Here is a 12,835-nt window from a genome sequence, read left to right on the forward strand (position 1 = left end):
AATGGAACTGGCCAGCCTGATCGGACGCCTCAACCCGGACAACCGTCGCGCCCTGGAACGCGCCGCGCAACGCTGCCTGCAACGCAGCCATCACTATGTGGAAATCGAGCACCTGCTGCTGGAACTGCTGGACATCGAAGGCGGTGACTTCGCCTGTCTGTTGCCGCGCTTTGGCCTGGAGCGCGACGCGGTGGCGGCAGAAATCAACAAGGCCCTGGAGCTGTTCAAATCCGGCAGTACCCGCACGCCGGCCCTGTCTACGCAAACCATCGGCCTGCTGGAGGACGCCGTGGTGCAAGCCAGCGTGCTGGGCCTGGACAGCATTCGTTCCGGCTTGTTGTTGCTGGCACTGCTGGACCGTGATGAGCGTCGCAGCCTGTTGCTCAACAGTGCCTCGTCGCTGCTGCGCATTCCCCGGGAGGCCTTGCGCGCCCATCTGTTGGAATGGACCGAAAGCTCGCGGGAACATGTCGGCGGCGTGCGCCCGGTAAAACCCGGTGAGGCACCACCGAAACAGGACCCGGTGCTCGACCAATACACCCAGGACCTGACCGCCGACGCTCGGGACGGACGCATCGATCCCATCGTCGGACGCGACGGTGAGATTCGTCAGTGCATCGATATCCTGCTCAGACGTCGGCAGAACAACCCGATCCTGGTGGGCGCGCCGGGCGTCGGCAAGACCGCGGTGGTGGAGGGACTGGCCCTGCGCATCGCCGCAGGCGACGTGCCACCGTCGTTGCAGGAGGTCACATTGCGCGTGCTGGATCTGGGCCTGTTGCAGGCCGGCGCGGGCGTCAAGGGCGAGTTCGAACAGCGTCTCAAAGGCGTGATTGACGCTGTACGCAGCGCTGAAAAACCGATCATCCTGTTTATCGACGAAGCCCATACCCTGATCGGTGCCGGCGGCGCTGAAGGTGGCAGCGACGCGGCCAACCTGCTCAAACCGGCCCTGGCCCGGGGTGAACTGCGCACCCTGGCCGCCACCACCTGGCTGGAATACAAAAAATACTTCGAGAAAGACCCGGCCCTGGCCCGCCGCTTCCAACTGGTGCAGGTCGAAGAACCGGACGAACTCACCGCCGTGGAAATGCTCCGTGGCGTAGCGACCAAACTGGAACAACATCACGGCGTACACGTGCTGGATGCGGCCATTCAGGAGGCGGTGAAACTGTCCCACCGCTACATTTCCGGGCGACAGTTGCCGGACAAAGCCATCAGCGTGCTCGACACCGCCTGCGCGCGGGTCGCCCTCGGCCAACACGATGTGCCACCGCCTCTGGAAAGCCTGCGCCATCGCCAGAACAGCCTCAAGGACGAAGTCGAACGCTTGCGCCGTGAACAGGCCACCGGACTGGATCACCGCGAGCGCATCACCCTGCTGGAAACCGAGTTGAGCGGCAACGTGCAGGCCATCCGCGAGCTGGAGACCCGCTGGGGTGAAGAGCGCGAAGCGGTGCGCGAACTGCTCGACACCCGCCGCGAGCTGCTGGCCTTGAGCGAGCGCGCCGACGGTGAAAAGCCCGACACCGAGATCGATAACCGCATCGACCACCTGGCTGCCGAACTGCTGCGTCTGGAGGCCGGCCTGGATGCCATTCGCCAGGACGATCCGCTGGTACCCGAACAGGTGGACAGCAAGACCGTCGCCGCCGTGATCGCCGGCTGGACCGGCATCCCGGTAGGCAAGATGCTCGCCGACGAAGCCCACGCCGTGCGCACCCTCGGTCAGCGCATGGGCCTGCGGGTGATGGGCCAGGACACCGCGTTGAACACCATCGCCCAGCGCCTGCAAGCCTACCGCGCCGGCCTGACCGATCCACAGAAACCGGTCGGCGTATTCCTGCTGGTGGGCCCCACCGGCGTGGGCAAGACCGAAACCGCCTACGCCCTGGCCGATGCCCTTTATGGCGGCGAACGTAACCTGATCAGCATCAACCTTTCGGAATACCAGGAAGCCCACACCGTCAGCCAGCTCAAGGGCGCCCCGCCCGGCTATGTCGGCTACGGCAGCGGCGGTGTGCTCACCGAAGCGGTGCGGCGCAAACCCTACTCGGTGGTGTTGCTGGATGAAATCGAAAAGGCCCACCCGGATGTGCTCGAGGCCTTCTACAACGTCTTCGACAAAGGCCTGATGGAAGACGGCACCGGCCTGGTGGTGGACTTCAAGAACACGGTGATGCTTGCCACCAGCAACGTCGGCGCCGAACTGCTACTGGACACGCCAGCCGCGCAACTGGGCAGCGACGCCTTCAACGAAGCCTTGCATAAAGTCTTGCTGCAAGCGTTTCGCCCCGCATTCCTGGCGCGCATGACGGTGGTGGCGTATCGGCCGCTGGAGGAGGCGACGCTGGAAGCCATTGTCCTGGCCAAGCTGGAGAAACTGCGTGGGCGGTATAAGGCCGCGACCGGCAAGCAGTTCGAGTTCGACGCAGGGATCGTCAAGGCCGTGTTGGCCAAGTGCAGCGCGGCAGGAGCAAGGGATGTGGAGAATGTGTTGATGACGCAGGTGACGGGGAAGTTGGCGGAGTGGGTGTTGGAGTGACAAACCGTCGTGGTTCATCGCCTGTTAAGTCTTTCTGAGTTGGACCGGAGCCCTTATGAAGTTCTATCACTACACCACCCAGTCAGCGGCCAAATCCATCACTGATAATCAAATCGGCACCCCCGCCGTCCGGGAGTGGAAATGCACGATGAATCAACCTCAAAAGTGGGCCTGGTTCAAAAAGCAGCATGAAGAAGGTTTCTATTTAACGACCATACCGCCGTCTGAAATACGAGAGAAAAAAGAGAAACTCGGCATTAGCAAACTGTCAGAAGTCTATGTTTTGTATTTCAACCTCGCATGGATAAAACCAAAACAGATGAAGAAAGTGGATGATTACGTAAATAGCGGATTCATCAAGATTAAAAAAGTTGGCGAGCCTGACAAAATTTGCGCTCAACGCATTGGGGTCAATACCAATCAACTGGACAATGTTCCTTTCCCGGTTGAGTCGTGTTTATGGGCAGGCCCGGTCGAAGGATTTCCTGACGATATTTAAAGGCGCTGAGGACAATCAATGCCCCGCTCCACCGACAGCAACACCACCCTCTCCCTCACCGCGGCCACGCTGTCGGCGCTGTATCCGGAATCGCTGTCCGGCGAAGAGAGCCTCAATGCGTTGGGCTCGCACATCCTCAACGGCATCAACGACGGCCCTTCGCTGACCCTCACCAGCGCTGTCGCCAGCCATGTCACCATGACGCTGCACAAGGACGCCTTGTTGCGCCCGCTGGATTTTCTGGTCGCGGAGATCCGCCAGCTCCCCGCCGACGCCACCGCCGAACGCTATCAACTTTTATTGCGCCCGTGGCTTTGGTGGCTGACCCTGGCGAGCAACAATCGGGTGTTTCAGAACCTCGCCACCTCGGACATCGTCACCACGATTTTCAAGGCCCATGGTTTCACCGATTTCCAGCTCAAACTCACCGGCAGCTACACACCACGCGAATACTGCGTGCAATACGGCGAAACGGATCTGGCCTTTGTTTCGCGGTTGATGGAAGAAGACGGGATTTTCTGGTTTTTCAGCCACGAGCAAGGCACGCACACGCTGGTGCTGGCTGACAACAATGATGCGTTCTTGCCGATCCCCAATGGCCCGACGGTGAATTATCTCGGGCAGAAAATAGGTGATCGGGAACTGCATGGCATCCGCTCAGGCCAGGTGTGCCTGCAAGCGGTGGCCGGGGTCTACCAGGCAACCGACTACCAATTCACCACGCCAACGACTTCGCTCTACAGCCAGGCCGAAGCCGTCGCCGGGCCGAGTTCGATATACGAGCATCCGGGCGGCTATGACGCCAAGGGCCAGGGCGATGCGTTGACCAAACAACGGGTGGATGGCCTGCGCAGTCAGGAGAAGCGTTTTGTCGGCGAAAGCGACTGCCGTTGGCTGGTGCCGGGGTATTGGTTCACCCTCGCCGGCCATGAAGACCCGACGCTGAATATCGATTGGGTGGTGACCTCGGTCAGCCACGAAGCCAGCCACGATAGCTACCGAAACCGCTTCGAGGCGATTCCCAAGGCCACGACTTATCGACCGCCCCGCACCACGCAAAAACCACGCATGCACACCCAGACGGCACTGGTGGTGGGCAAGGCCGGCGAAGAAATCTGGACCGATGAATACGGGCGGATCAAGTTGCAGTTCCCCTGGGACCGAACCGGCAAGAACGACGAGAGTTCATCCTGCTGGGTTCGCGTGGTTTTGCCCTGGAGCGGCAAGGGGTTTGGCATGCAGTTCGTGCCGCGCATCGGCCAGGAGGTCATCGTCACCTTCATCGACGGCGACCCCGACCGGCCGCTGGTGACCGGTTGTGTCTACAACGGCGACAACGCCCTGCCCTACGCGCTGCCGGCCAACCAGACCCAGTCCGGGATCAAGACCAACTCGTCCAAGGGCGGCGGCGGTTTCAACGAATTGCGCTTCGAGGACAAGAAGGACGCCGAGGAGGTTTTTCTCCAGGCCCAGAAAGACTTCAACATCAACGTGCTCAACGACACCACCGCCACGGTCGGTCACGATGAAACCCTCACGGTGCAGAACGCGCGCACCCGCACGGTCAAGGAAGGCGACGAAACCGTCACCCTGGAAAAGGGCAAACGCAGCGTGACCATCCAGACCGGCAGCGACAGCCTCGATGTGAAGGACACTCGCACCGTGACCGTGGGTTCGGACCAGAATCACAGCACCGGGGGCAACTACGCGCACAAGGTCACCGGTAACTATGAGCTGACGGTGGACGGCAACCTGACCATCAAGGTCAGTGGCACCCTGACCCTGCAAAGCGGCGGCAGTTTCGCGATCAAGAGCGGTGCCGACCTGGCAGCCCAGGCCAGCACGTCCATCAGCCAAAAGGCTGGAACCGCCCTGAGCAACCAGGCCGGTACGTCATTGGAAAACAAGGCCGGCACCACCCTGACCAACGACGCCGGCATCAGCCTGGTGAACAAGGCCGCCGCCGAACAGACCGTGGACGGCGGCGGCATGCTGACCATCAAGGGCGGCCTGGTGAAGGTCAACTGACGGGAGCGTGCCAATGAGCTCGAAAAAACTCGACGTGGAGCGTGGCGACAGTCACCTGAGCGGGCAACTGGTCGACGACCACCTCGACGGCCCGCTGCAGATTGAGGAGGCCCAGCGCCCGCAAGCGAAACTCAACTATCAGCAAGGTGAGCTGCAAGGCACCAGCACGCTGTATCACCCCAACGGTAAAGTCTCCGCGGTGTTGCCCTTCGTCAAAGGCAAACTGCAGGGCGTGGCAAGCTTCTACGCCGCCGAAGGCGGGCTGCAGCGCCAGGCCACTTATCGGGGTGGGTTGCTGCACGGTGAAGCGAACAACTATTTCCCCGATGGGCAACTGGCCGAGTCCGAGTTCTATCGTGACGGTGTGCGTGACGGTCGTTATCGACGCATGCACCCCAATGGCAACCCCGCCGTCGAGGCCCGCTACCTCAACGGCCAACTGCTGGAACCGGCACACGCTTATGCCGAAGACGGCCGACCACTGGACGCCGAGGGCAAGCCGATTTCCAGGGTGCGCTGGTGGTTCAGGCGCTGGAGTGATCCGGCGCAAGCATAATTATTATCTTTCCCCTTACCCATGTGGGAGCGAGCCTGCTCGCGATGACGGTGGTACAGCCAACATCTCCACCAACTGAACCGCCGCTATCGCGAGCAAGCTCGCTCCCACAGGAAATCTTCCCTACCTGTAGGTCCGAACCAATCAAGGAATGAGCATCTGCACCTGCCCCGGCACGACGATCTTGATCACCCCGGCCCAGGTACACATCAGGGTGCTGTTGGCATCGATGGCCGGCATGTTGCCCAGCAGCAAGGTCGGCGGGCCGCCGGGGATCCAGGGCGTAGCGGTGGCAGGAATGCACGGCATGGGTGTCAGCACGCCCAATGCCGCGGCAGTCGCAGCGGCGACGGTCGGGTTAGCCAGGCTTTGACACATGCCGAAGGTGGTGATGTTCACCAGAGGAATGTGATCCATGATATTCGCCGCCGGCATCCCGCCGGTCAGCAACCGATTGACCGGCAGCACATTGAGCACCGCCGGGCAGGCGCCGAAACTGCATTGCAAGGTTGCGGTGCCACAGACTTGCGGGCATCCCATCGCGATGGCTCCCTGAAAAGCGACAGACGCTGAAACCATAGCTCATCCACCCGGCATCAGGCCCGCTGATTATCCTGCAACACGCTAACCTATAAGACCCTGGCGTGCTTGTGACGCCTCTCACCTGCCATTAGATTAGCCAATGATCGATGGCCTCCAAAATAAGCAGAAGGGATAAGCATGGCGTTTACTGATCAGTCCACCCGTGTCCGCGACGGTGAAGAACTCGATGCCAGTCTGATCGACCCGTACCTCAAGGCCCACATTCCAGGCCTGACCGGTACGCCGCAGATCAGCCAGTTTCCCGGTGGTGCTTCGAACCTGACTTACCTGCTGGAATACCCTGAACAGGAATTCGTCCTGCGGCGTCCGCCGTTCGGCCATAAAGCCAAGTCCGCCCACGACATGGGCCGTGAGTTCCGCATCCTCAATCAGTTGCGCGAAGGTTTCCCCTATTGCCCGAAAGCCTACGTGCACTGCACCGACGAGTCGGTGATGGGCGCCGAGTTCTACGTGATGGAGCGGGTCAAAGGCATCATCCTGCGCTCCGACCTGCCGCCGGAACTGGGTTTTGACGCTGCCCGTACCGAAGCCCTGTGCAAGAGCTTCATCGACCGCCTCGTCGAACTGCATCAGGTTGACTACAAGGCCTGCGGCCTGGCCGACCTGGGCAAGCCCGAAGGCTACGTGGCCCGGCAGATCCGAGGCTGGAGCGACCGTTACGAAAAAGCCCTGACCCCGGACGCGCCGAAATGGGAGGCGGTCAAGGCTTGGCTCAACGAGAAGATGCCTGCCGACCACCCCACCTCCAGCATCGTGCACAACGACTACCGCTTCGACAACGTGATCCTCGACCCAGAGAACCCGATGCAGATCATCGGCGTGCTGGACTGGGAACTGACCACCATTGGCGACCCGCTGATGGACCTGGGCAACAGCCTCGCCTACTGGATCGAAGCCGGCGACCCCGCCCCGGTACAACTGATGCGCCGCCAGCCCAGCCATGCACCGGGCATGCTGACCCGTCGCGAGTTCGTCGATTACTACGCCGAACGCTCCGGGATCCGCATCGACAATTTCGACTTCTATTACACCTACGGCCTGTTCCGTCTGGCCGGCATCGTCCAACAGATCTACTACCGCTTCTTCCATGGCCAGACCCAGGACAAACGCTTCGCGCAGTTCGTTCAGATGAACAAACTGCTGGAGCAGATGAGCCTGCAGGTCATCAGCAAATCCACGCTCTGAGCGCATCTATAACAAGGAAACAGCATGTCCAAGACTCAGTTGTTCGACCTCGACGGTAAAATCGCTTTCGTTTCCGGCGCCAGCCGCGGCATCGGCGAGGCCATCGCCAAACTGCTGGCCCAGCAAGGCGCCCATGTGATCGTCTCGAGCCGCAAACTCGAGGGTTGCCAGCACGTGGCCGATGCCATCATCGCCGCTGGCGGCAAAGCGACCGCCATCGCCTGCCACATCGGTGAAATGGAACAGATCAGCCAGGTATTTGCCGGTATCCGCGAGCAGTTCGGGCGCCTGGACATCCTGGTGAACAACGCCGCCACCAACCCGCAGTTCTGCAACGTGCTGGACACTGACCTGGGGGCATTCCAGAAAACCGTCGACGTGAACATTCGCGGCTATTTCTTCATGTCGGTCGAAGCCGGCAAGCTGATGCGCGAAAACGGTGGCGGCAGCATCATCAACGTGGCGTCGATCAATGGCATCTCGCCGGGGATCTTCCAGGGCATCTATTCGGTAACCAAGGCTGCAGTCATCAACATGACCAAGGTGTTCGCCAAGGAATGCGCGCAATTCGGCATCCGCTGCAATGCCTTGCTGCCGGGCCTGACCGACACCAAGTTCGCCTCGGCGCTGGTCAAGAACGACGCGATCCTGAAAACCGCCCTGGCGCAGATCCCGCTCAAGCGCGTGGCCGACCCAAGCGAAATGGCCGGCGCGGTGCTGTACCTGGCCAGTGATGCGTCCAGCTATACCACCGGTGTGGCGCTGAATGTGGATGGGGGTTTCCTCTCCTGATGATGTTTCCCCTGTGGGAGCAGTGAGCGCCAACAAAAGAATATTTATTCCAGCATTTGCAATATGCGAATGTTTATTCCATAAAGAGCCCTTCTGAAAATAAAAACTCAAAGGGCTCTTTCTCATGCGCGAACTCGGCATCGGTCTGATTGGCACTGGCTTTATGGGCCGTGCCCATGCCTTGGCGTTTCACAATGCCAAAGCGGTGTTCGACCTCCCCCTGAACCTGGAACTGGCGGCGCTGGCCGATGCCGATCCCCAGCGTGCCCGGCAGTGCGCCCAGAGCTGGGGGTTCGAGACGGCCCACAGCGACTGGCAACAACTGATCGACGACCCGAAGGTCGGCCTGATCGCCATCACCACGCCCAACCATTTGCACTTCCCGATGGCCATGGCTGCGCTGGCAGCGGGCAAGCCGGTTTATTGTGAAAAGCCCCTGGCCGTGTCGCTGGAACAGGCCGACCAGATGCAGCGGGCGGCCAAGGCGGCCGGCGTGGTCACGCGGGTCGGCTACAACTACCAGCACAATCCAGTCATTCAACGGGCGCGTGACATGATCCGGCGCGGGGAACTGGGGCAGATCATCAGTTTCCAGGGTGAGTTCAGCGAAGACTTCATGGCCGATCCGACCTCACCATGGTCATGGCGCTGCGAAGCCGCCCACGCTGGCGGCGCATTGGCGGACCTGGGCAGTCACTTGCTGGCCATGGCCCGTCATTTATTGGGCGATGTCGAGGCCGTGTGTGCCGACAGCCAGACCGTACACAGCCAACGCCCCGCCAGTGCCGACAACACTGAGCAGCGCACCATCGCCGTGGATGACCAAGTCCACGCCCTGCTGCGCTTCACCAGCGGCGCCCGAGGCACGGTCAGCAGCAGTTGGCTCAAGCACGGCTACAAGAATCACCTGAGTTTTGAGATCAGCGGCACGCTCGGCACCCTGGCGTTCGATCAGGAACGGCTGAATGAACTGCGCCTGTGCCGCGTCGGCCAAGGGGGCTTCCAGCGCCTGCTGGCCGGCCCGGATCTGCCGGGCTATGCCGCGTTCAGCCCAGCGGCCGGGCATCAGTTGGGGTACAACGAATTGAAGACCCTGGAAGTCCAGGAACTGATCATGGCCCTCGCTGGCCAAGGCGGCGACGGGACCGATTTTGCAGAAGCCTGGGAAGTGGAGCGGCTGGCGGCGGCGATTCGCCTGGCGGCACGGGAACAGCGCTGGGTGAACATCAGCGAGCTGTAACCTCACACGCGAGTGAACACCCCGTGGCGAGGGAGCTTGCTCCCGCTGGGCTACGAAGTAGCCCCAAAACCATTCACCCGGTGTGTCAGGTTGACTGCAGCTAGCCTCCTTGGGGTTGCTGCGCAACCCAGCGGGAGCAAGCTCCCTCGCCACAGGGGACTGTGTTCAACGTGGGTATTGGGTTTGCCACTCAACCAACCGCGCCGCCAGCGCCTTGGCCTGGCTTGCCACATCGGTCACGGCGGTGCTTTCCCACCACATCCCGCGCAATGGTGGCCCCATGGCGAACAGACGACTGGCAGGCTCGCCCTGGGCATCCAGCACCGCGCCATCGGGACGGGCGGCGATGCCCAGGGCCAGCGGGCCGGGCTGGACCAATCCGCGAGCCAGCAGTTGTTGGGGCAACGGTCGTGCAACCCGGCGCCAATCGTATTCAATGCCACTGGAGTTGATCAGCGCAGCACCCTGCACCACCGTCAGGTCTGCCTCGCCCCTTCGGCGAATGCGGATGTTCACCGCTCCCTCGGCAGACGGCGCCAGCCCCTTGAACGACGCTGCCTGGATCCGCAACCGCCCTTCCTCGTGCAACCGCGCCACCAGCTCAGCGCTCAAAGGCGGCGAACGATGATGATGGCTCTCCCACCAGGGTCGTACATGCCGCACGAATTGCCGGCGCTGCACATCGCTGGCCTGGCTCCACAAGCGCCCGATGTGCGCACGCACCGTGTCCAGAGGGGCCTGCCAGTCGATGCCCTCGGCCTGGGCCTGACGGCATTGCTCACGCAGAGCGCGCATTAATTGGCGTGGCGAGCGGAGGCTGTGATCGGCGGCGAGAAAGTCCACCCACTCAGGCGGTTGTCGACGCACATGGGGCAGCAGGCCATGGCGGGAAAACACTTCGATAGGTCCGCGATGCCCGGCCTGCTCGAGGGACACCACGGCATCCACCATCGTCAGCCCTGAGCCAATGATCAACACCGTGGATTGCGGATCGAGCCGACGCATCGCCGCTACATCCCAAGGGTCCAGCGCGGCGGCATTCAAGCCGCTGGATTCGGTCTGCGGGGTGCGCGCCGCCGGGAACATGCCGGTGGCGAGCACCGCGAAACGTCCGCGCAACGTCTGGCCATCGTCAAGCGTCAGCAGCACGGCATCACCGGCGACCTGCAAATCCACGGCCTCCCCGCGCACATGCTCCGCCACAGAGCCATTGCGGGCCCCCAGCGCCCGGGCTTCGGCCAGACGCTGCTGCACATATAAACCAAAGATTCCCCGGGGCGGGAACAGCTCGCTGACCGGCACATGCTGCTGATCCGACTCGGGCCAGCCGCCGGCCTCGATGAATTCGGCGAGCCATTGGGTCAGGTCATCGGCGTTGTCCGGATCGACGCTCATTCGCGCGGCGTTGCCGTTCAAGGTGTGGCCCAGCTCCACGGCGCTGTAGGCCTCGCCCCGGCCCAACTCGCTGCGCGGCTCGACGATCAGCACGTTGCGCCGGCCAGGCAGGCGCAGTAGCTGCGCCGCCAGCATGGCTCCGCTCAGGCCACCGCCGATGATCAAAACATCGGCCTCGCGGGTGATGCTGCTGCCAGGTCGATCCAGCGCTGTATGCATGTCGCTCTCCAGGAATCAAATCACCACGTTGCGTACGAATCTCGTCGCCACCGGCCCCTCATTGCGATAGGCATGGGGCTGGTTGCTGGCAAACATGAAAAACTCACCGGCGCCTATCTGGTGCTCTGCGCTGCCCAGCGTAAGGGTCAGGCAGCCTTCGAACACATAGAGCTGCTCGCTCCAGCCATCGGCATCAGGTTCGGATGGGTAATGCTCACCGGGCTCCAGGCGCCATTCCCAAAGTTCGACTTCGCGGCTGGCGGTGGCCTTGGCCAGCAGCACGGCTTTGCTGCCGGGGATGGTACCGGCCCAGGCCAGTTCGTTGATGCGACTCGGGTCGCGGGCATCGGGGGCCTGGATCAAGTCGCTGAAGGCCACGTCGAGGGCTTCGGCGACACGGTCAAGGGTGGTCAGGCTGACGTTCTTTTCGCCGGCCTCGATGGCCACCAACATGCGCCGGCTGACCCCTGACAGTTCGGCCAGGGTTGTCTGACTGAGCTGCGCGGCGTGCCGCAGGCGGCGGACGTTCTGGCTGACGTGTTGCAGGACGGATGCCCGCTGGCCGTTTTCTTTGTGCACTATATTGCTCATCTGCTGGGGTTGCGCATTATACTGCCCACCTTCTTCGGGCGCATTGTGCGTCCGCCTCAAGTGGCGCGCAAGGTCATGGCATCGGTGAACTCCCCTCAAGCTTCCTCCCGTTTCTCAAGGTTCAGCAAGGCCGAATGCGTGCTGGTGCTGATCACCATGATCTGGGGCGGTACTTTCCTTCTGGTGCAACACGCCATGACGGTCAGCGGGCCGATGTTTTTCGTGGGCCTGCGGTTTGCCGCCGCTGCTGCCTTTGTCGCGCTGTTTTCGTGGCGGCATCTGCGGGACCTGACCCTGTTCGAACTCAAGGCCGGGAGCTTCATCGGCGTGGCGATCATGCTCGGCTATGGCTTGCAGACCGTCGGCCTGCAGACCATTCCCAGCAGCCAATCGGCGTTCATCACCGCACTTTACGTGCCGTTCGTGCCGCTGTTGCAGTGGCTGGTGCTGGGCCGTCGGCCCGGCTTGATGCCGAGCCTGGGCATCATGCTGGCCTTCACCGGGTTGATGCTGGTGTCGGGCCCGGCCGGGGCATCGTTGAATTTCAGCCCCGGTGAAATCGCCACGCTGATCAGCGCCATCGCCATTGCCGCCGAAATCATCCTGATCAGCGCCTACGCCGGCCAGGTCGATGTGCGCCGGGTAACCGTGGTGCAACTGGCAAGCACGGCGGTGCTGGCATTTTTGATGGTGGTGCCCACCCAGGAAAGAATTCCGGACTTTTCCTGGCTGTTGCTGATCAGCGCCGTGGGCCTCGGGGCGGCCAGCGCGGCGATCCAGGTGGCGATGAACTGGGCGCAGAAAAGCGTCTCGCCCACCCGCGCCACGCTGATCTATGCCGGCGAGCCGGTGTGGGCCGGTATTGCCGGGCGCCTGGCCGGCGAGCGGTTGCCGGCGATTGCGCTGGTAGGTGCGGTGTTGATCGTGGCGGCGGTGATCGTCAGTGAACTGAAAACCCGCGGCAAAATTGTCAACGAGGCGGATGAGGTGCTTGAGCGCGAACGCTGAGGCAATCGAAAAACCTTTCGAGAAGTTTTGTCTCTAGGAAGGTCGCCGTCTTCGGCGGCTCCTACCCCACGCAAAATAGGAAAACTCCACCGGCCTTGTAGGATTCTGCGACAGGCTGGCGGTTGGTGATCGGACGCTCGCCACGTATGATCCCTGACAAACTCCCGCCGAATA

General features: G+C 62.0%; 11 protein-coding genes. 8 read left to right on the forward strand and 3 right to left on the reverse strand.

Going from position 1 to position 12,835, the window contains the following annotated elements:
• Position 1: 1 nt before the first annotated feature.
• From tssH to MKS85_RS02650, 4 genes are read left to right on the forward strand one after another with little or no spacing between them, the layout of a single operon-like run.
• On the forward strand, positions 2-2,545 hold the full coding sequence (gene tssH, locus MKS85_RS02635; RefSeq protein WP_310662650.1) for a type VI secretion system ATPase TssH: 2,544 nt from the start codon (positions 2-4) through the stop codon (positions 2,543-2,545).
• A 55-nt stretch (positions 2,546-2,600) separates the two neighbouring features.
• Complete coding sequence (locus MKS85_RS02640) at positions 2,601-3,044, forward strand: hypothetical protein (protein ID WP_047225731.1); 444 nt, start codon at positions 2,601-2,603, stop codon at positions 3,042-3,044.
• Positions 3,045-3,062: 18 nt separating this feature from the next.
• Positions 3,063-5,072, forward strand: a complete 2,010-nt coding sequence (gene tssI, locus MKS85_RS02645; protein ID WP_310662651.1) for a type VI secretion system tip protein TssI/VgrG — start codon at positions 3,063-3,065, stop codon at positions 5,070-5,072.
• Between the two features lie 13 nt (positions 5,073-5,085).
• Positions 5,086-5,628 carry a toxin-antitoxin system YwqK family antitoxin gene (locus tag MKS85_RS02650; RefSeq protein WP_310662652.1) on the forward strand — a complete coding sequence of 181 codons (543 nt, stop codon included), beginning with the start codon at positions 5,086-5,088 and terminating at the stop codon, positions 5,626-5,628.
• 144 nt (positions 5,629-5,772) lie between these two features.
• Here the strand turns inward: MKS85_RS02650 and MKS85_RS02655 are convergent, their stop codons facing one another.
• Positions 5,773-6,168 carry a DUF4280 domain-containing protein gene (locus tag MKS85_RS02655; protein WP_310662653.1) on the reverse strand — a complete coding sequence of 132 codons (396 nt, stop codon included), beginning with the start codon at positions 6,166-6,168 and terminating at the stop codon, positions 5,773-5,775.
• A 180-nt stretch (positions 6,169-6,348) separates the two neighbouring features.
• Here MKS85_RS02655 and MKS85_RS02660 point away from each other — a divergent pair, with 180 nt between their 5' ends.
• From MKS85_RS02660 to MKS85_RS02670, 3 genes are all read left to right on the forward strand, one after another.
• Positions 6,349-7,416, forward strand: coding sequence for a phosphotransferase family protein (locus MKS85_RS02660; protein WP_076384387.1), 1,068 nt, complete (start codon positions 6,349-6,351; stop codon positions 7,414-7,416).
• 24 nt (positions 7,417-7,440) lie between these two features.
• Entirely contained in the window at positions 7,441-8,208 is a 768-nt protein-coding gene (locus MKS85_RS02665) for an SDR family oxidoreductase (protein ID WP_047225726.1), read from the forward strand.
• Positions 8,209-8,332: 124 nt separating this feature from the next.
• A complete protein-coding gene (locus MKS85_RS02670) occupies positions 8,333-9,448 on the forward strand; it encodes a Gfo/Idh/MocA family oxidoreductase (RefSeq protein WP_310662654.1) in 1,116 nt (371 codons plus the stop codon).
• A 165-nt stretch (positions 9,449-9,613) separates the two neighbouring features.
• Here MKS85_RS02670 and MKS85_RS02675 read toward each other — a convergent pair whose 3' ends face one another.
• Positions 9,614-11,062, reverse strand: a complete 1,449-nt coding sequence (locus tag MKS85_RS02675) for an FAD/NAD(P)-binding protein (protein WP_310662655.1) — start codon at positions 11,060-11,062, stop codon at positions 9,614-9,616.
• A gap of 15 nt (positions 11,063-11,077) precedes the next feature.
• Positions 11,078-11,641 (reverse strand): helix-turn-helix domain-containing protein, encoded by a 564-nt coding sequence (locus MKS85_RS02680; RefSeq protein ID WP_047225723.1) that lies wholly within the window; start codon positions 11,639-11,641, stop codon positions 11,078-11,080.
• Between MKS85_RS02680 and MKS85_RS02685 the strand changes: the two genes are divergently transcribed.
• Positions 11,636-12,661, forward strand: coding sequence for a DMT family transporter (locus MKS85_RS02685; protein WP_047225722.1), 1,026 nt, complete (start codon positions 11,636-11,638; stop codon positions 12,659-12,661). The genes MKS85_RS02680 and MKS85_RS02685 overlap by 6 nt on opposite strands.
• Positions 12,662-12,835: the final 174 nt, after the last annotated feature.

Origin of the sequence: Pseudomonas sp. JL2 (assembly GCF_031570495.1) — a bacterium.
Taxonomy (GTDB): Bacteria; Pseudomonadota; Gammaproteobacteria; order Pseudomonadales; family Pseudomonadaceae; genus Aquipseudomonas; species Aquipseudomonas rhizophila.